Origin of the sequence: Hydrogenophaga taeniospiralis CCUG 15921 (assembly GCF_001592305.1) — a bacterium.
Lineage (GTDB): Bacteria > Pseudomonadota > Gammaproteobacteria > Burkholderiales > Burkholderiaceae_C > Hydrogenophaga > Hydrogenophaga taeniospiralis.
Map to the genome: position 1 here is coordinate 153,087 of NZ_BCWR01000008.1, position 19,336 is coordinate 172,422.

The window sequence follows — 19,336 nt, forward strand, 5'->3', positions numbered from 1 at the left end:
ACGGGTTCACTCGATGGGCAATGAAGCCAGGCGGCGCATGCCACGCAGGCTGGCCAGGACCAGGGCGCCGTCGGCGGCCAGGGCGGCGCCGGCGATGGGCACGGCTTCGCGCACCGGCAGGCGGCGCAGGGTGGCGGCGTCGGGTGGGGCGATCAGCACCTCGCCGACCTGGCTGACCAGCACGAAGCCGCCGTTGGGCAATACGGCGCTGGCGCCCAGCGTGGCCGCGGTCTGGCTCTCCAGCCGCTCCCACCGCGCCGCGTCGGGGCCGGCGCGGTAGGCCGAACCGCGCAGCCCGTGGGCGACCAGCTGGCCGCCGGGGGTCTGCAGCAGGCCGAGGAAGCTGCCGTTGTAGGGCGAGCTCAGGGCCGAGAAGCTGGCGCCGCCATCCACCGAGCGCATCAGCAGGCCCTGCTCGCCGGCCACGACCAGTTGGTCAGCCGTGGCCCGCAGGCCATAGAGGTGCAGGCCCTGCGGGTTGGCCGCGCGCGCCGGGAGCGGCTGCCAGGTCTGGCCGCCGTCGGCCGTGGCGAACAGCAGGCCGTAGGCACCCGCGGCAAAGCCGCGCCGTGTGTCGACGAAGCTCAGGTCGAAGAAGGGCTTGTCCGGGCCTTCGTTCACCAGGGCCTGCGCGTCGGCCAGGGCCTCGGCGTCGCCCGAGGCGCGCGCCGCCTCGGCCATGCGCGCGGCGGCGGCGATGCCGTCGAACTGCTTGCGCCAGGTCTGGCCACCGTCGTCGCTGTGCAGGATGGTGCCCAGATGCCCGGCGGCCCAGCCGTGGCGCGCGTCGGCGAAGGTGACGCAGGTCAGCGTCACCTGCACCGGCGTCGGCGCCTGCTGCCAGTGCTGGCCGTGGTCGTCCGACAGCAGCACCGTGCCGCGCTCGCCCACGGCCACCAGCCGGCTGCCGGCCCGGGTCACCGCGAGCATCGCAGCCCCCAGGGCCTTGGGGCTCATCAGGGCCGGGCGCGAGAGCACGGCGGGGACCGCAGCGGTCTGCGCCGCACGGGCGCCAGCGGGCAACAGGCCCGCCACGGCCCAGCCCGCCAGCCCAGCGAGGGCGCGGCGGCGCGCCACGCCGACCGGGGCCACCGCGGAACCGGCTTCGCCGGGCCGCAGGTGGCGCCCCCCTGGGGGGGAGGCGCCGAAGGCGCTTCGGGGGGGGGCCATTACCTGCCGCCCTCGTTGGCCAGCGACGCGGGGCTGAACACCGAGCGCGACAGCGGCGGCGTGACCTCGTACTGCTTGGGCAACTCGTTGGAGGCCATGTTCAGGTAGTAGGCGCCGGTCTGCATGTCATAGCCGCCCCACATCACGAAGCTGGTCACGGCCGGGATGTCGGGCGCGGTCAGCATCAGCGAGTAGTTGGTGCGCCAGAGCTGGCCCTTGGCGTCCCAGCCGTCGAACAGCACGATCTGCCACGTGTCTTCATCGATGTAGTACTTGCGCTTGGGCACCACGTGGCGCTTGCCCGCGCCCAGCGTGGCCTCGACCACCCACACCCGGTGCAGCTCCCAGCGCACCTGGTCCGGGTTGAGCGTGCCCGGGGTCACCAGGTCGTCCACCTTGGCGGCGGCGGCGCGGTTGTTGTTGTAGGGGATGTAGATCTCCTTCTTACCGATCAGCTTCAGGTCGTGCTTGTCGATCGGGCCGAACAGGTTGAAGGCTTCGTCGAACAGGCCGATGCCCGAGGTCACGGAGTCGGGCGTGTCGTAGGCCACCGAAGGGGCCTTGCGCACGCGGCGTTGTCCCACGAGGTACTGCCACAGGCCGCGCGGCGCCGAGGCGTTGACGCCGTCGTGCGCCAGGATCGCTTCGCCGGCCTTGGAGCCCGGGGCGTTGGCCACGAACTTGCCGAAACTGTAGAAGCCGTCGAACTTGTCCAGGCTGCCGGTCTTGTCGTAGAAGGCTTGGCTGATGGTCTGCACCCCGCCCGAGGCCATGTTGCGCTTGCCATCGGCCGTGACCACCCAGACCCGCACCGGCATGGTGTAGTTGCCGCCGCGCCAGGCCAGGCGGTGGTTCCAGATGGCTTCATAGCCGTCCTTCGGAATGGGGAACGGAATGCCACCGTAGGCGCCTTCCACACCGTGGCCTTCTTCCACCGTCTTGGCGCGGGTCGCGTTCTGGAAGGTGTTGTCGTACACGAACTGCGGCATGGCGGCGCTGCGGCGCGTGGGGTAGACGTCGATGCGGAAGTCCGGGTGCTTCTTCATCAGCGCCTGCACACCGTCGGTGAGCTTGTCGGCGTGTTCGGCCATGTTCTTCGCGCTGATCGACAGCAGGGGCTTGTCGGCGGCGAAGGGGTCGGGGCGCGCGTCGCCGTTGCGGTAGGCCGCGGGGGCCTTGCTCAGGCCGCCGTCCCAGGCGGGAATGGTGCCGGCCTTGTTGCCGGCTTTTTCCGCGCCCACGGGGGTCAGCGTGGACTTGAGTTTGGCGGCCTCGTCGGCCGTCACGGCGGCCTGCAGCGGGAGGGCGGTGGCCAGCAGCGCGGCCAGCAGCCAGTGGGGTTTTGCGTTGTGCTTCATGGTGTTTCTCGGGTGGGGGTCAGAAGGTGCGGGAGACGTTGAAGGACAGGTAGTTGCGGTCCTTCTGGGTCTGGCCATAGGACAACATGCGCGTGGGGGTGCGCGGGTCGGCCACGGTGAAGGTGTTTTCCTTGCCGAAGAAGGCCGTGTAGTTCAGACCGATGTTCCAGGCGTTCTGGTACTTGGCCTTGATGCCCACGCTGACGTCGCCCGCCTTGCTGGCGCCGCCGGCGAAGTTGAAGATGGCCGAGGAACGGCCGCCGAAGTTGTAGCCCAGGCCGATCGGGATCGACAGGTCCAGACCCGGCAGCACCTGGAAGTACTGCGGCTCGAAGATCATGCGAAACGCCATGGCGCTGCGGGTGGTGTTGGGGTCGAGCCCGCCAAAGCCCACGGTGCCGGGGTTCTTGTCCACGCTCATGAGGCGGTTCCAGGCCAGTTCGGCCACCAGCGCGCCGCCGTCCCACAGGCCGGACTTGTTGAGCACGTAGATGCCCGAGAGGTTCAGGTGCGCGGTCTTGCCGGTGGCGTAGCAGGGGTTGCCGGCGGAGCCGTCGCAGTTCACCGGCGGCATGAAGGGCGCGCCCCCGAGCACGGCGGGGTCGTTGGCCAGCGGCGCATCGGTGCGCACCGAGCCTTCGAGCGCCCAGTTGAGCTGGCCGATGGAGGACGTGACGCTGGCGCCCACGGTCTTGATGCCGGTGGCATAGACCTTGTGCACGTTGCCGTTGATCAGATCGAACACCGGCACGGCGGGCGTCTTCTCGTGGTAGCGCGCGGCGTAGAAGCCGAACTCGTAGTCGCTGCCCGAGGGGGACCAGCGCAACTGCCCGCCGAACTGTCCGCTGTCGGGCGGGAGCTGGTCCTTGCTGTTGTCGGTCACCAGCACCGGCGGCAGCGGCGGGCCGAAGAACACCTGGCCACCCCCGATGTAGTCCTGGTTCGAGAAGTAGCTGCCCACGCCCGGGATCTTGCTGGGGCGCCACTTGAGCTGGTAGTAGCCGCCCAGCGTCACGCCTTCGGCCACCTCCAGGCTACCCGAAACCTGCTCCACCGGCAGCAGCACTTCCTTGAACTGCCAGTTGGGCACCGAGACGATCTTGGCCACGTCCACCGGGCCCTGGGCATTGGCGATGCCGTTCTGGCCGAAGAACAGGCTCTCGCCGTATTGCAGCGCGTGTTTGCCGACGCGGATGGAGCCGGGCATGTCGCCCACCGAGCCCTTGGCGTAGACGAAGGCGTCGAGCACCTCGCCGCCGCGGCCGTGCTGGCTGCGCGTGGCCGGGATGAAGGCGTTGGCCGGCTGGCCCGGCTGGTTGCTCACGCCCATGGTGCCGGGGTTGTCGTTGCGGCCCAGGTACTTCGAGTCGTACCAGGCCGCGTGGCTGAAGCGCAGGCCCCAGTTGCCGCGGCTGTAGTCGAACTCGCTGAGCAGGTCCAGGCGGTTGGACACCACGCCTTTGCCGAAGTTGAGGTCACCGTCGTTCTCGTTGGTCACGCCGCCGTCGCCGATCGCGGCGGGCGAGGTCAGCAGGGCCGACGGGTCCTTGAGCCGGTAGGCCAGGCTGTATTTGGGCGTGAAGTCGAGCCGGATCTTGGTGTCCGGGTCGTCCGACGCCAGTTCCATGGCGAAGGCTGGCAGCGCGCAGGCCAGGCCGCAGGCCAGGGCCAGCGCATGGCGCCGGTGGTGGGTGAAGGTTCTTTTCATGCTGTCTCCTCGTTGTGGTGGGGGGGAATGGGTCGGGGGCGAGGCGTGGCCGCCCCCTGGTCTTTGGGATCAGATGTAGGTGGAGGCCAGGCCGCCGTCGACCGGCAGGTTGATGCCGCTGACCCAGCGCGACGCGTCGCTGCACAGGAAGGCGATCACCGGGGCCACCTCGTCGCTGAAGGCGGGGCGCTTCATGCGGTGGGCGTCTTTCTCCACGCGTTCGTTGCCCAGCATCTGCACGAAGTCGCCCAGGATGGGCGTGAACACCGGGCCGGGCGCCACGCAGTTCATGCGCACGCCGCGCTCCAGGAACTGCTTCTGCGACTGGGTGTAGGTCCAGACGATCAGCGCTTCCTTGAAGTACTGGTAGCAGGTCTCCTGCGGCACCGGGTGTTTCGCGAGCCAGGCGGCGCCGGCCTCGAAGCTGGCGGTGGCGCCCAGTTCGCGGTGCAGCTCCAGCCGGGCCGGCCACTCCGCGCCCAGGATGGACGAGATGTTGACCACCGAACCGCCTTCGCCCATGCGTTCCACCACGCGCTGCGTGAAGTGGCGCAGGCCCAGGTAATTGACACGGCCCACCAGCTCGGCGGGCGCCGTGCCGGGCACGCCGGCGATGTTGGCCAGCGCGTCGATGTGCGCGGGCAGCTGGGCCATGGCCGCGTCGATGGCGGCGGGGTCGCCCAGGTCGATCTTCACGAAACCGTCCAGCGTGAGCATGGGGTCGTTGCGGTCCACGCCGATCACGCGCGCGCCCTGCAGGCGGGCGAGTTTGGCGAAGTCCGAACCGATGCCCGAGCCGCAGCCCGTGACGACGATGGTTTTTCCTTGGAGGTTCATGGAGCAGTCCTTTCTTGGGGGGTGGAAACAGGGGAAACCAGGGGGCGGGTGACGAGCCGTGACAGGTGGGGGCTCAGTGCCCCCCACAGGCCTTGCGGCAGAAACAGGGCACAGCCGGCGGCCGCCGCGCCCAGGCCGGCGAGGTACCAGGCGCCGAAGTCGCCCATAAGTTCCTGCAGCGCGAACAGCAGCAGCGCGCCGATGTAGGGGCCGGGCCCGCTGCGCAGGCCGCCCACCAGCACCATGAACAGCATCAGCACCGACCACTGCACGCCAAAGTTGGTGCGCGGCAGGAAGGTGATGGCGCTGGCCAGCCAGGCCACACCGGCCAGGGCCGCACCGAACGCGGCCAGCACGTAGATCGCCTGGCGGGTGCGCAGCACGCGCACGCCCAGCGAGGCGGCGGCCGCGTCGTCGTCACCGATGGCCTTGGCGGCGGTGCCCACGTGGCTGCGCAGCAGCACGGCCATGGCCAGCGCCATGCCGGCCAGCGCGGCCAGCGCGAACCAGTAGCCCACGCTGCGGCGCAGCTCGGGCTCCACCGCGTTGAGCGCGATCAGCGAGGTGCCGGTTTCGCCCTGGATCAGCGGGTCCAGCATCACCAGGATGCGGATCACTTCGGCCACCACCCAGGTGCCGATGGCGAACTCGCCGTCCTTCAACCGCAGCACGTAGAACGACATCACCCAGGCCAGCAGCGCCGCGCCCAACGCACCGGCCAGCAGCGCGGGGTAGGCCGGCAGGCCGCCGTCCACCAGGCGCAGCGCGAAGTAGCCGCCCAGGCCGAAGAAAGCCTGCTGACCCACCGACACCAGGCCCGCGTAACCGGCCATCAGGTTCCAGGTGGTGGCCAGCAGCATGTAGATGAAGAGCGTGGTGAGCTTGTCCACCACCGAAGCGCCTGCGAAGGCCGGCACGCAGGCCAGCAGCAGCACGGCGGCGAGCGCCAGTCCGAAGTGTTTGGAAGTGTTCATGCCTGTGCCGCCTTTCCTGCGCGCAGCTGGCGCCAGCCCGGCAGCGCGGGGCGGCCCAGCTGGTGGCGGTGCTGGCGCCACAGGCGCACGCCCAGCACGGCCAGGAACAGCAGGTGTCCGGCGAGCTGGAAGCCCTGCGGCGCCCACAGCGCACCCAGGCTCTGCGCCACACCCAGCAGCACGCCGCCGAGCAGCGTGCCCCACAAAGACCCGATGCCGCCGATGACCACCGCCTCGAAGGCCTGGATCAGCAGGGTGGGTCCGCCATAGGGCTCCACCGTGGCCTGCATGGCCAGCAGCGCGCCGGCCAGCCCGGCCAGTGCCACCGCGATGGCGGCGGCCGCCCGGTGCACGCGCCGCGCGTCCACACCGCACAGCGCCGCGGCCTCGGGGTCGCTGGCGGCGGCGCGGATGGCGCGGCCCAGCGCCGTGTGGCTGAGCAGCAGCTGCAATGCGCCCAGCACCGCCACCGCGATCACGAAGGTGATCACCGGCAACTGGCCGACAACGATGCCGCCGGGCAGCTCCCAGCTGGCCCAGGCCAGATCACCCAGCGCGCTGCCCAGCGAGCGGGCCTCGGAGCCGAACGCGCCGTACAGCGTGTTCTGCAGCACCGCGCCCAGGCCGAAGGTGACCAGCAGCGGCAGCAGGATGCCGGCACGCAGCGTGCGCGCGAACAGCCAGCGCTGCAGCCCGATGCCGATCAGCGCCATCACCGGCAGCACCAGCAACAGCGCCAGCCAGGGCGAGAGGCCGAAACGTTCGGTGAGCGCGATCACGCCGAAGGCGCCGACGATGGCCAGGTCGCCGTGCGCGAGGTTGATGATGCGCATGACGCCGAACATCAGGGACAGGCCGGCCGCGAGGATGGCGTAGAAGCCCCCCAGCAGCAGGCCCTGGATCAGGGCTTCGGTCATGACTGTGTCTCCAGGGAGCGTTCGGCTTCGACGCCGAAGTAAGCCGCCGTGACGGCTTCGCGGGTGAGCGACTCTGCGGGGCCCTGCAGCACGATGCGGCCCTCGCGCAGGCACAGCACGCGGTCGGCGAAGGCCATGGCGCGCGACAGGTCCTGCTCCACCAGCAGCAGGCTGGTGCGCCCGGCCTCGCGCAGGCTGGCGAGGTTGCGGTAGACCTCTTCCACCGCCAGCGGCGATAGGCCCAGCGACACCTCGTCGAGCAGCAGCACGTCGGGGTTGGTCATGAGTGCGCGGCCGATGGCGGCGGCCTGGCGCTGCCCACCGGAGAGCGCGCCGGCCGGCCGGTCGATGATGGGCGGCAGCGCGGGCAGCGCCTCCAGCACCCGGGGCAATGTCCAGTCACCCGGGCGGCCGTGGTCGCCCGCCACGCGCAGGTTCTCGCGCACGCTCATGTCGTCAAACAGGCGCCGGCCCTCGGGCACCATGGCCAGGCCGCGCCGCACACGCTGGTGGGCCAGCAGCGCGGTGATGTCCGTGCCAGCCAGCGTCACCCGCCCCGCCGCGCTGGGGTGCACGCCCGCCAGGCAACGCAGCAGCGTGGTCTTGCCCGCGCCGTTGGCGCCGATCAGGGCCACCACCTCGCCGCGCGCGATGGAAAAACCCAGGTCGCGCACGGCGACCAGCTGGCCGTGCGCGGCGCGCAGGCCTTGGACTTCAAGCAACGCATCGCTCATGCCGCAGCTCCCCCGAGGTAGGCGCTCATCACGCGCGGGTCGGCCATCACCTCGTTGGGCGTGCCCTCGGCCAGGATGGCCCCGGCGTCCATGCAGACCAGGCGGTCGATCACGCGCAGCAGCGCGTGCAGCACGTGTTCGATCCAGACGATGGTCAGGCCGTCGTCGCGCAGCGTGCCGATGAGATCCACGAGCTGGTGCAGTTCGCCCTCTGTGAGCCCGCCACCGATCTCGTCAAGCAGCAGCACGGTGGGCTGGGTCGCCAGGGTGCGCGCCAGTTCCAGGCGCTTGCGGTCGAGCAGGCCCAGCGTGGCGGTGGGCCGGGCCGACAGGGCACCCAGGCCCACGCGGTCCAGCGCCTGTTGCGCCTGCTGCAGCGCCGCCGCGCCGCGCATGCCCGCGCCGTGTTGCGCGGCCACCAGCGTGTTCTCCAGCACCGACATGCCCAGGAAGGGGCGCGGCACCTGGTGGGTGCGCGCAATGCCGTGGCGGCAGCGCGTGGCCGCGGGCCAGGCGCTGATGTCCTGGCCTTCAAAAAACACTTGGCCTTCGCTGGCCGGCAGCGTGCCCGCCAGCACGCCAAACAGCGTGGTCTTGCCCGCGCCGTTGGGCCCCACCACGCCCAGCGCCTCACCGCGCCGGATGCTGATATCCACCCCGCGCAGCACGGCCAGGCTGCCGAAGCGCTTGACGATGCGTGTACCGCTCAAGAGATCCATGATGGCCTTCAAGAAGAGGAACGAAGAAACACAACCGGAGGAGAAAAATGCCCGCGCGGCCCCTGGACCAACCCTCAGCCATCCGCGCGGGCAGGAAAAACAACCAACCGAACAAAGCAAGCTCAAACCGGAGCGCCGCAGGACCGGCCCACCAAGCCCCAAGGGCGCGGGCGGAGGGAGGGGAAGCCCAGCCCAGGGCGCCGTGGAACCGGCTCCGCCGGGCCACCAGCGCCGCCCCCTTGGGGGGTGACGCCGCAGGCGGCGGGGGGGGTTAGGTCCTGCCCATTGCGTAAGCCTTCATCTGCGAAGTCACCGCCACGCGCGGGTGGTCCGCGTTGGAGACGATCTCGACGTCGAACTTCGCTTTCGCGCCCGGCTTGGCGCGCACCCACTGCACGCCCACCAGACCAGTGGGGGCGCAGTTGGGCACCGGGCCGCTGGTGAAGTCCACCAGGCCCACGGCGGTTTCGGTTTTCAGCGTGGCCAGTGCCTTGGCCATCGCCGCGCGGTCCTTGGGGTTGGGGCAGGCGCGCACGGCGGCCAGCGCCGCGTCGAACAGCGAGGCGGTGGCGCCGAGCTGTTGGTTCACACCCTTGCCGCTGGCCTTCTCGAAGCTGTCGGCCAGTTGCGCGCACGACAGGCCGGTGGACGACGACTGGAACGGGAAGCTGCGGTGCCAGTAGGCCCCGGCGTGCAGGCCGTGGCCCAGCGTGCCCAGCGCGTCCAGCTCGGCGGCGAACAGGCCGGCCTTGGCCAGTTGCACGATCTTCATCTGCTGCGCCAGCCCACGCTGGGCCGCCTGGCGCCAGAACACCGCGAAGTCGGGCGGGAAGGGGAAGGTGTTGAAAATCTCCACGCCTTCCTTCTTGAACAGCGCGATCTGCGCCGAGAAGTCGGCCACGCCGTTCTGGTACGGGCCGGCGTCCACCACCGTGAAGCCCGCCTTCTGCAGCGCCGGGATCAGCAGGCCGCGGATCGCGTTGCCGTCGGCGTCGGCCGGCAGCAGCATGCCCACCTTCTTGTTGGTGGCGACCTTGCTCCACTGGTCGGCGTACAGCTTGGCGAAGTTGCCCACGCCGAACGAGAAGTGGTAGGTCCACTTGAACGGCGAAGGCTCGCCCGGCTTGGCGCCGCGACCGAAATAGAAGGCCTCCCAAGGCGAGGTGGTGGACAGCGCCGGAATGCCCGCCGCCTCGCAGGCGTCGGCCACCGGGTTCACCGTCTCGGGCGTGGAGGTGGAGAGCACCAGGTCGACCTTGTCGCTGTTGATCAGCTCCTTGGCCACCTGCGCGGCGCGCACCGGGTTGGACTGCGTGTCCTTGTGGATGAACTCCACTTTGAGGCGCTTGCCGCCCGCTTCGATGCCCCCGGCCGTGTGCTTGCGCACCAGTTCCAACACATGGCCGTCGCCCTCGCCAAAGATGCCCAGCGGGCCCGAGGTGGGGCTGACCACGCCGATGCGCAGCGTGTCGCTCTGCGCGCGTGCCAGCATGGGCAGCGCCGCGCCAGCAGCGGTGGCCACACCAGCGCGCAACACCTCGCGGCGGCCAACGTTCGTTTGTGTCTTGTTCATCTTTGTCTCCTCGTTTTTTTGGGTGGATGGCGCGGATCAGAACGGGAAAGGTGGAGGGGCGTCCTTCACCGTGATCCACTGCCACTGCGTGTACTCGTCGATGTCGGCCGGGCCACCCACGCTGCCGCCGTTGCCACCGATGCCGGGGCCGCCGAAGGGGTTGGTGCACTCGTCGCAGACGGTCTGGTCGTTGATGTGGACCATGCCGGCGCGCAGGCGCTGGCCGATGGCCATGGCGCGACCGATCGAGGGGCTGATCACCGCGGCGGCCAGTCCACCCTGGCTGGTGTTGGCCAGTTGCACGGCCTCGTCGTCGGTGCGGAACGTGACCAGGTTGACCACCGGGCCGAAGGGCTCTTCGTCGAACGAGCGGATGCCGGGCTTCACGCCCGAGAGCACGGTGGGCTTGTAGCAAAGGCCCTCGTAGGTGCCGCCCGCTTCGAGCACGGCGCCCTGCTTCACGCTGTCTTTGATCACCGAGTCGAAGTGCGCGAGCTGCTTCGCGTCGATCATCGGGCCCAGGGCCACCTGGCCGCTGGCGCCGTCGCCCACCGGCAGGTGCGTGGCCTTGCCGACCATGCGCGCCTTGAAGCCTTCGGCGATCGACTCGTGCACCAGGATGCGGTTGGAGGCCATGCAGATCTGGCCCTGGTGGAACCAGGCGCCGAAGGCGGCGGCGCTGGCGGCGGCGTCCAGGTCGGCGTCTTCCAGCACGATCAGGTTGTTGGCACCGCCCAACTCCAGCGACACCTTCTTCAGGTGTTCACCGGCCAGCGCACCGATGCGGCGACCCACGGTGGGCGAGCCGGTGAAGGCGATCATGGGCACGCGCGGGTCGGTCACCAGCGCCTCGCCGGCTTCGGCGTCACCCGGCAGCACCTGCAGCACACCGGCGGGCAGGCCGGCTTCTTCGAACACGCGGGCGATGATGAAACCGCCGCTCACCGGGGTGCGCGTGTCGGGCTTGAGCACCACCGCGTTGCCCAGCGCCAGCGCCGGGGCCACCGCACGCAGGCTCAAAATCAGCGGGAAGTTGAACGGCGAGATCACACCCACCACGCCGTGCGGCACGCGCCGAGCGAACGACAAGCGGCCGGCCGCGGCGGGCAGCACCTGGCCCTGGGCCTGCATGGGCAGGCCAGCGGCCAGGTGGCACAGCGTGATGGACTCGTTCACCTCGTGCTGGCCCTTGGGCAGGATGCCGCCGGTTTCGCGGGCGATGGTCAGGGCCAGCTCGGCGAAGTGCTGCTGGAAGAGGGCGGCGGCGCGGTGGAACACGGCCGAGCGTTCGCGCGGGCCGGTGGCGGCCCAGGCGGCCTGGGCCGCGTGGGCCCGGCCGATGGCGGCGCGCATGTCGGCCGCGCTGGCGATGCCCACTTGCGAGAGCACCTGGCCGGTGGCCGGCTCCTTCACGTCGCGCACGCTGGCGAGTGCGGTGGACCATGTGCCGTCAAACGCTTTGCCGGCAGTGAGGCTGCTGTCGAGCCAGACCGGATTTTCGGAAACACCCATTGCTTTGCTCCTGTTGATCGTTCATGCACACCACACGGTGGCTGCAACAGGTTTTGCAACGGGCGTACCAGCGCGCGCCGCAACGCGGCGCCGGAGCGGCCCACCAGGGCCTTTCCTCAGAGGCAAAGATCGGGAGTTTCCCTAGGATGAAAAAGAGGCCGCTGGCCGGCCCTCAAGCGCCCGGAAAATTGATGAGGTCTGCACATGTTTGATGTGCTTGGTTCATCAAATGGTGAATTGTTTGATGAATTAATGGCCTTTCAAGGCCGCTGCCGTGATGCTGGCGGCGTCGACCTGGAAGTACGAGCGCAGGGCCGCGCGCGTGTCGCTGCGGCCGAAGCCATCGGTGCCGAGGGTGGCGTAGCGCCGGCCCGCTGGCATGAAGGCGCGCACGCTTTCCGGCACGGCGCGCACGTAGTCGGTGGCGGCCACGATGGGGCCGGCGGTATTGGCCAGCAGTTGTGTCAGGTAGGCCCCGGCCCCGCTCGCCTCCTGCGCCATCCCATCGCGCGCCAGCTCGCTCCAGCTGGTGATGCTGAACACGTCCACGCCGATGCCCTGCGCGGCCAGTTGCTGCGCGGCCTGGATCACTTCGGTGAGGATGGCGCCCGAGCCCAGCAGGGTGATCCGCTGCCCGCCCTGCGGCCCGAAGCTGCTGAAGTGGTAACCACCCTTCAGCACGCCCTCGGCCGCGCCCTCGGGCAGGTCGGGGTTGGCGTAGTTCTCGTTCATGAGCGTGACGTAATAGAACACGTCGCGCTGCTCGACCAGCATCTCGCGCATGCCGGCGTCGACGATCACGGCCAGCTCGCCCGCAAACGCCGGGTCGTAGGCCTTGCAGTTGGGAATGGTGGCGGCCACCAGGTGGCTGCTGCCGTCCTGGTGCTGCAGGCCTTCACCGCCGAGCGTGGTGCGGCCCGAGGTGGCGCCCAGCAGGAAGCCGCGCGAGCGCTGGTCGGCCGCGGCCCAGATGGCGTCGCCCACGCGCTGGAAGCCGAACATCGAGTAGTAGATGTAGAACGGCAGCATGGCCAGGCCGTGCACGCTGTAGCTGGTGGCCGCGGCCGTCCAGCTCGCCAGCGCGCCGGCTTCGCTGATGCCTTCTTCCAGAATCTGCCCTTCCAGCGCCTCGCGGTAACTCAGCACCGAGCCGATGTCTTCCGGCGCGTAGCGCTGGCCCACGCTGCTGTAGATGCCCACCTGCTTGAACAGGTTGGCCATGCCGAAGGTGCGCGCCTCGTCGGCCACGATGGGCACAATGCGTGGCCCCAGCGCCGGGTCTTTCAGCAGCGTGCCCAGCATGCGCACAAAAGCCATGGTGGTGCTCATCTCCTTGCTGTCGGCCTTCAGCGCAAAGCTGGCGTAGGCGTCGATGGCGGGCACCGGCACCACCTCACATGCGGTCTCGCGCCGCGGCATCGCGCCGCCGAGTGCCGCGCGGTGCTCGCGCAGGTAGCGCATCTCGGCGCTGTCGTCGGCGGGTTTGAAGAAGGCCAGGCCCTTGGCCTGCTCGTCGGTCAGCGGCAGGTTGAAGCGGTTGCGGAATTCGATCAGGTCGGTCTCGTCGAACTTCTTCTGGCTGTGCGTGGTCATCTTGCCCTGGCCGGCCGCGCCCATGCCGTAGCCCTTCTTGGTCTGCGCCAATATCACCGTGGGCTGACCCTGGTGGGCGTTGGCCGAAGCGTAGGCGGCGTGGATCTTCACCAGGTCGTGGCCACCGCGCTTGAGGCGGTCGATCTGCTCGTCGGTCATGCCCTGGGCCAATGCCGCGAGTTCGGGGTTCTGGCCGAAGAAGTTGTCGCGGTTGAAGCGGCCGTCTTTGGCGGCGAAGGTCTGCATCTGGCCGTCCACCGTGTTGGCGAAGGCGCGCACCAGGGCGCCGGTGGTGTCGCGCGCGAACAGGCCGTCCCAGTCGCTGCCCCAGACGAGTTTGATCACGTTCCAGCCCGCGCCGGCAAAAAGTTTTTCCAGCTCGTCGATGATGCGGCCGTTGCCGCGCACCGGGCCGTCCAGTCGCTGCAGGTTGCAGTTGACCACCCAGACCAGGTTGTCCAGCTTCTCGCGCGCGGCCAGCGTGAGCGCGCTCATGCTCTCGGGCTCGTCCATCTCGCCGTCGCCGAACACACCCCACACCTTGCGGCCCTCGCAGTTCAGCAACTGGCGGTGCGTGAGGTAGCGCATGAAGCGCGCGTGGTAGATCGAGCTGATGGGGCCGATGCCCATGGAGCCGGTGGGGAACTGCCAGAAGTCGGGCATCAGCCACGGGTGCGGGTAGCTGGAGAGGCCGCGCGCGCCGCTGGCCGGCGCGGTGATCTCCTGGCGGTAGTGCAGCAGGTCGGCTTCGCTGAGGCGGCCTTCGAGGAAGGCGCGGGCGTAGACGCCGGGCGCGCTGTGCGGCTGAAAGAACACCAGATCCCCCTGGCGCCCGGCGCGGAAGAAATGGTTGAACCCGGTCTCGAACAGATCGGCCGCGCTCGCGTAGCTGGCGATGTGCCCGCCCAGTTCGCCATACGCCTGGTTGGCCCGCACCACCATGGCCAGCGCGTTCCAGCGCATCAGCGAAGCCAGGCGCTCTTCCACCGCGAGGTCGCCAGGGAAGGCTGGCTGGTCTTCCACAGCGATGGTGTTGATGTAGGGCGTGTTCAGCTCGGGCTGCCAGCCAATGCGCTGGCTGCGCGCCAGGCGGGCCAGCTCGTCGAGGATCTGGCGCACGCGCGCCGGGCCTTCGCTGGCCGCCAGCGACAGCAGGGCATCGCGCCACTCCTGGGTTTCGTCGGGGTTGGTGTCGGCGTTGGCGGCGAGGTGCCAGGCGGGTGTCATGTCGTTCATGGCGAAGGTCTCCTGATCCCGGGACTGTAGGCACAAGGCGCAGGCAGTTGGTGTCGATTTGTGAGGTGGTTCGGCCCGTTCGACCAATAAAATGCCGCACACATGAGCAATCAAAGCACAAACAACCTTGATGCGACCGATCTGAGAATTCTGGAAGAGCTCCAGACCGACGCCAGCCTGTCCAACGTGGAGCTGGCCCGGCGCGTGCACCTCTCGCCCTCGCCCTGCCTGGCCCGGGTGCGTGCGCTGGAAGCGCGGGGGCTGATCCGGCAGTACGTGGCGCTGCTCGACGCGAAGCAGCTGGGCCTGCACCTCAACGTGTTCATCTCCATCAGCCTCAAGCAGCAGAGCCGCGAAACGCTGCAGGCCTTTGAAGAGCGCATCACCCTGCGCGACGAGGTGATGGAGTGTTACCTGATGACCGGCGACGCCGACTACCTGCTGCGCGTGGCCGTGCCCGACATGCCAGCACTGGAGCGCTTCATCCTGGAACAGATTTCACCCATCGCGCAGGTGGAGAAGATCCGCTCCAGTTTTGCGCTGAAGCAGGTTCGGTACAAGACGGCGTTGCCGCTGCACGCGGCATGAGTGAGCTGCCCTCACCAGCCGTACCAGCCTGAAGTTAGCGAAGTCCGTCAACCACCAACGGGCTGCATCATGGCGCTGCGTCGGACTCACGCTGCCGGTCAATACCTGTGTGTTCCAAGCTGTACAAGCGCGCCAGCGTTGTTTCACCACCACCCCTAGCCTCGGCAAGTGGGCCAGCGTATTCAGGATGCCAAGATGATCACACCACTGCTGGACCGGATGACTCATCACTGTCGTCGGATATGCTAAATTGATGGCGGACTCGCAGACAGATTTTTTGCCATGCTTCATGGCATGTGAAACAAACGTCCGCAGGAAATGCTCCTCGGTGTTCCTCGCCATTCGGCTACTCGCGATCATTGCGTTCGCGTAGGAGTGTTTGCGAGTCCAACTAACACATGAAGCTTGAAGAACTAAAGGCAGCAACGAATCTGCGCGATGTAGCGAGACTTTTGCAAGTCAAGCCCGGCATGCTGTCGTACGTTTTGTATACGAAGCCTAAGTCCGAGCTATACACCAAGTTCGAAATACCGAAGCGCACCGGCGGTGTTCGGGAAGTATCAGCGCCATTTAGTCACCTGAAATTAATTCAACAGCGACTGGCTGCAATACTGCTCGAATGCACAAAAGAATTGCGTGAAAAACACGCAAGCAAATCAAAAAACAAGAACTTTGAGTTCCGTGGAGTTTCCCACGGATTCATGCCAGGTCATAGTATTATGACCAATGGGCAGGCTCACACAACAAGGCGCTTCGTATTTAATGTCGATTTATCTGACTTCTTTGGAAGCATAAATTTCGGCAGGGTAAGAGGTTTTTTCATTAAAGACAATAATTTCGCACTTGATGAAAAAACGGCGACAATTCTCGCTCAGATTGCTTGCTTTGATAACAAACTCCCTCAAGGAAGTCCGTGTTCTCCGGTAATATCTAACTTACTAGGGCACATTCTTGATGTCGCGCTCGTGGAATTGGCGCGAAAGAACAAGTGCACATACACCAGGTATGCAGACGATCTTACCTTTAGTACCAACAAGCGCATTTTCCCGTCTGAGATCGCATTGGCGACCGAGGATGATGGAAACTCTTGGCTTCCAGGGAATGAGTTAATAAGAGTAGTCCGGCGCAATGGCTTTGATTTCAACGAGAGAAAAACTCGTATGCAATACAAGGATTCGCGTCAAGAGGTTACGGGTTTGTCTGTGAATAGGAAAGTGAATGTTCCGGCAAGCTACCGATACACGGTCCGAGCTATGGCTAGTAGCTTGTTCAGAACCGGGAAATTCGAACACATTATTAAGTACAAGAGTGCTAGTGGTGACGAGATCGTCTCGAAATGTGATGGCAAGATCAATCAGCTTCTCGGTATGCTCAGTTTCATACATCAAGTAGATGTATACAACGAAGCACTCGCGGTTAAAAACAATCATCCTATAATTGAAACCCCGGGCAGGCTTGAGTTGTACCGAAGAGTTATCTATTTTGATGCGTTTTATGCACCAGAGCGGCCGATAATTGTGTGCGAAGGCAAAACAGATAACACGTACATAAAGAATGCTATACACCGCCTCTCTCAAAACTACCCACTGCTTGGTGGATTGGATTCGGAGGGAAAGCCGCAATTGAAAATTCGTTTATTTAAATATGCTGACAGACGCACGGCATCTATTACAAAACTAGGTGGGGGTGTAGGAGGGTTATGTCATTTGATAAAATATTACAAGGCAGACATAGCGAGTAAATTCAGCGCCCCTCGACCCAAACATCCTGTAATAATGCTAGTCGACAATGATTCGGGTGCTGATGCGATATATGGTGCGATAGCGGGCATTCTAAACGTACAAAAACCCAAAGGTAAAAGGCCATTCATTCGCGTCTATGAAAACCTTTATGTGGTGCCAACCCCATTTGGATCAAATGGTGAGAAAACAAGCATTGAAGATTTTTTCGATAAAGCTACGCTGGCAGTGCAATTAAATGGGAAAAGTTTTGAGAGAAAAAATGATGCTGACAATGAGCATCATTATGGGAAGGCCGCCTTTGCCCGCGACGTAATTGCGAAGAATGCTGCCGCCATTGATTTCAATGGCTTCAAGCCTATTCTGGATAGAATTGAGGCTGCAATAAAAGACTACGCCACACAAACTCAATAGTATATTGGCTGAAATGTGGGCCTTTTTACAAAGTTGGTCGATAAGTTGGCGGTGCACTTGAAGCCCATTTGCATATCCGGTAGGGCATGGCTGGGGCTTTGATGTGGATTAGTCAATGTCTTGTTTAGGTGTCGAGCACCGGTTAGCAATTGGGGGCAGCGGACGTTCAAGACGAAGTTCCGTACTGGCATGTTCCGATGTCGGCCATGTCACTCAACCGGCCATCGTTCTTGCGAGCATCGCTGTCCCTCGGACAACCAGTGCTGGCCACGGCCCCGTCAGGTCACGTTGCGCTCACTGCCGAATCGCCTGTCATGCACAGGCATCGCTGAGCGCTCTGGGCTTGAAAAGCAGGGTTCAAGGTCGTTGACGCGAGGGGGTGTACGGGTTGGCGTGGCCCCTCACCCCAGCCCTCCCCTCAGAGGGGCGAGGGAGTGAAGGCACGGCCCACGCCTTGAGGTCATGTTGTGCGCGGTCGGGGCATTCAGCCATTCCTGAACAGAAAGCTGTACGCATTGAGCGCCGGCACACCGCCCAGGTGGGCGTAGAGCACGCGCGAGCCTTCGGGGAATTCGCCTCGGCGCACCATGTCGATCATGCCGTGCATGGATTTGCCTTCGTACACCGGGTCGGTGAGCATGCCTTCCTGCCGGGCGCAGAGGCGGATGGCTTCGAGCGTGCCTTCGTTGGGCAGGCCGTATTCGGGGCCGCCGTAGCGCGTGTCCAGCACCACGTCGTCGGCGGTGAGGTCCTGGCCCAGCTCCACCAGCAGGGCGGTGTTCTGAGCGATGCGCAGGATCTGCGCGTGGGTCTGCTCGGGCTTGGCCGAGGCGTCGATGCCGATCACGCGGCGGGCGCGGCCGTCCGCCGCGAAGCCCACCACCATGCCGGCCTGTGTGCTGCCCGTCACCGAGCAGACCACGATGTAGTCGAACCGGAAACCCAGCTCGGCTTCCTGCTGGCGCACCTCTTCGGCAAAGCCCACGAAGCCCAGGCCGCCATACGGGTGCTCGGAGCAGCCGGCGGGAATGGGGAAGGGTTTGCCGCCCGCCGTGCGCACGTCGTCCATCGCCTGCTGCCAGCTGGGGCGGATGCCGATGTCGAACCCGGCCGCGTCCAGCCGCACGTCGGCACCCAGGATGCGGCTCATCTCGATGTTGCCCACGCGGTCGTACACGGCGTCGGAGTAGTTGACCCAGTTCTCCTGCACCAGCACGCACTTCATGCCGAGGTGCGCGGCCACGGCGGCCACCTGGCGGGTCTGGTTGGACTGGATGCCGCCGATGGACACCAGCGTGTCGTAACCCCCGGCGATGGCTTCGGGGATCAGGTATTCGAGCTTGCGCGTCTTGTTGCCGCCGAAGGCCAGGCCGCTGTTGCAGTCCTCGCGCTTGGCATACAGGTGCACCTTGCCGCCCAGGTGGGCGCTCAGGCGTTTGAGCGGCTGGATGGGGCTGGGGCCGAAGGTGAGTGGGTGGCGGGGAAATTTCTGCAGGTTCAGGGGGTGAGCGCTTGGGGTGGTCATGGCATGGAGGGGTGGTTGCAACCCAGGTGCGTACAGCGTCATGGCGGCAAAACACGTGGGCATGGGGTGGAACTTCGGTGTCGTGAAACGAAGTTCATCGTAGGGCGGCGGCGCTGCTATGAATTGCGAACTGAGCTTCAGGAATTTGTCTTCCATGCTCATTCCTTGGTGTTTGTCGAATAGATGGTGTGAAATTGCCATCTGACGCAACAAATGAAAGTAACGGCTATGGAAACGCCCCTCGACCGTATCGACCGCAAACTGCTCGAACTGCTGCAGCAGGACGCCTCCCTGCCCAACTTGGAGCTGGCCGAGCGCACCCACCTCAGCCCGCCGGCCTGTTCGCGGCGGGTGGCGCGGCTGAGGGCGTCGGGCGTGATCCGCAAGACGGTGGCGCTGGCCGACCCGCGCGCGCTGGGTTACACGGGGCTGGTGATCATCGGTGTGGTGCTGGACCGGTCCACGCCCGATTCATTCGCCGCGTTCGAGAAAGCGGCGGCCAAGCTCACCGGCTGCCTGGAGGTGCAACTGGTCACGGGCGAGTTCGACTACTTCGTCAAGCTGCGCATCCAGGGCATCGACTCGTTCAACGAGATGCACAGCGCGCAGCTGATCGGCCTGCCCGGTGTGCGCCAGGTGCGCACCTTCGTCTGCCTGAAGGAGGTTTTCGAGACGACGGTGCTGCCGGTCATGGGGTGAACCACGATGGCGCGACAACGCTCAGAAAATTATCATTCAT

At 66.2% G+C, this 19,336-nt stretch carries 15 protein-coding genes; 3 read left to right on the plus strand and 12 right to left on the minus strand.

The features are described from left to right. Positions 1-6: 6 nt before the first annotated feature. The 11 genes from HTA01S_RS12235 to mdeB all read right to left on the minus strand — a co-directional run bounded on the left by HTA01S_RS12235 (position 7) and on the right by mdeB (position 14,331). On the minus strand, positions 7-1,170 hold the full coding sequence (locus HTA01S_RS12235) for a WD40/YVTN/BNR-like repeat-containing protein (RefSeq protein ID WP_084236057.1): 1,164 nt from the start codon (positions 1,168-1,170) through the stop codon (positions 7-9). Continuing rightward, a complete protein-coding gene (locus tag HTA01S_RS12240; protein ID WP_068171587.1) occupies positions 1,170-2,528 on the minus strand; it encodes a DUF1329 domain-containing protein in 1,359 nt (452 codons plus the stop codon). The genes HTA01S_RS12235 and HTA01S_RS12240 overlap by 1 nt, the downstream gene beginning before the upstream one ends. Before the next feature lie 19 nt (positions 2,529-2,547). Beyond that, positions 2,548-4,236 carry a DUF1302 domain-containing protein gene (locus tag HTA01S_RS12245; protein ID WP_068171589.1) on the minus strand — a complete coding sequence of 563 codons (1,689 nt, stop codon included), beginning with the start codon at positions 4,234-4,236 and terminating at the stop codon, positions 2,548-2,550. A 69-nt stretch (positions 4,237-4,305) separates the two neighbouring features. Beyond that, positions 4,306-5,073, minus strand: a complete 768-nt coding sequence (locus HTA01S_RS12250; protein WP_068171592.1) for a coniferyl-alcohol dehydrogenase — start codon at positions 5,071-5,073, stop codon at positions 4,306-4,308. After that, positions 5,070-6,047 carry a branched-chain amino acid ABC transporter permease gene (locus HTA01S_RS12255; protein WP_068171596.1) on the minus strand — a complete coding sequence of 326 codons (978 nt, stop codon included), beginning with the start codon at positions 6,045-6,047 and terminating at the stop codon, positions 5,070-5,072. Before HTA01S_RS12255 ends, HTA01S_RS12250 begins: the two co-directional genes overlap by 4 nt. Continuing rightward, entirely contained in the window at positions 6,044-6,964 is a 921-nt protein-coding gene (locus tag HTA01S_RS12260) for a branched-chain amino acid ABC transporter permease (RefSeq protein ID WP_068171602.1), read from the minus strand. Before HTA01S_RS12260 ends, HTA01S_RS12255 begins: the two co-directional genes overlap by 4 nt. Further along, the gene (locus tag HTA01S_RS12265) at positions 6,961-7,698 is read right to left on the minus strand and encodes an ABC transporter ATP-binding protein (protein ID WP_068171604.1); all 738 of its coding nucleotides are present in this window, start codon (positions 7,696-7,698) and stop codon (positions 6,961-6,963) included. Before HTA01S_RS12265 ends, HTA01S_RS12260 begins: the two co-directional genes overlap by 4 nt. Further along, positions 7,695-8,417: an ABC transporter ATP-binding protein gene (locus HTA01S_RS12270; RefSeq protein WP_068171607.1), complete on the minus strand. Its 723-nt coding sequence runs from the start codon at positions 8,415-8,417 to the stop codon at positions 7,695-7,697. Before HTA01S_RS12270 ends, HTA01S_RS12265 begins: the two co-directional genes overlap by 4 nt. A gap of 271 nt (positions 8,418-8,688) precedes the next feature. Then, positions 8,689-9,990 carry an ABC transporter substrate-binding protein gene (locus HTA01S_RS12275; RefSeq protein ID WP_068171610.1) on the minus strand — a complete coding sequence of 434 codons (1,302 nt, stop codon included), beginning with the start codon at positions 9,988-9,990 and terminating at the stop codon, positions 8,689-8,691. Between the two features lie 36 nt (positions 9,991-10,026). Further along, positions 10,027-11,502: a benzaldehyde dehydrogenase gene (locus HTA01S_RS12280; RefSeq protein ID WP_068171614.1), complete on the minus strand. Its 1,476-nt coding sequence runs from the start codon at positions 11,500-11,502 to the stop codon at positions 10,027-10,029. A gap of 249 nt (positions 11,503-11,751) precedes the next feature. Then, positions 11,752-14,331 carry an alpha-ketoglutarate dehydrogenase gene (gene mdeB, locus HTA01S_RS12285; RefSeq protein ID WP_068171617.1) on the minus strand — a complete coding sequence of 860 codons (2,580 nt, stop codon included), beginning with the start codon at positions 14,329-14,331 and terminating at the stop codon, positions 11,752-11,754. 102 nt (positions 14,332-14,433) lie between these two features. On the opposite strand from mdeB, the gene HTA01S_RS12290 reads away from it, so the two are divergent. Together HTA01S_RS12290 and HTA01S_RS24695 are read left to right on the plus strand one after the other, a co-directional pair. Continuing rightward, complete coding sequence (locus HTA01S_RS12290; protein ID WP_068171620.1) at positions 14,434-14,919, plus strand: Lrp/AsnC family transcriptional regulator; 486 nt, start codon at positions 14,434-14,436, stop codon at positions 14,917-14,919. 398 nt (positions 14,920-15,317) lie between these two features. Continuing rightward, a complete protein-coding gene (locus HTA01S_RS24695) occupies positions 15,318-17,072 on the plus strand; it encodes a retron Ec67 family RNA-directed DNA polymerase/endonuclease (protein WP_084236058.1) in 1,755 nt (584 codons plus the stop codon). 484 nt (positions 17,073-17,556) lie between these two features. Here HTA01S_RS24695 and HTA01S_RS12295 read toward each other — a convergent pair whose 3' ends face one another. Continuing rightward, positions 17,557-18,573 (minus strand): 1-aminocyclopropane-1-carboxylate deaminase, encoded by a 1,017-nt coding sequence (locus tag HTA01S_RS12295; protein ID WP_068171879.1) that lies wholly within the window; start codon positions 18,571-18,573, stop codon positions 17,557-17,559. A 252-nt stretch (positions 18,574-18,825) separates the two neighbouring features. On the opposite strand from HTA01S_RS12295, the gene HTA01S_RS12300 reads away from it, so the two are divergent. Continuing rightward, positions 18,826-19,296, plus strand: a complete 471-nt coding sequence (locus HTA01S_RS12300; RefSeq protein ID WP_068171623.1) for an Lrp/AsnC family transcriptional regulator — start codon at positions 18,826-18,828, stop codon at positions 19,294-19,296. Positions 19,297-19,336 lie beyond the last annotated feature (40 nt).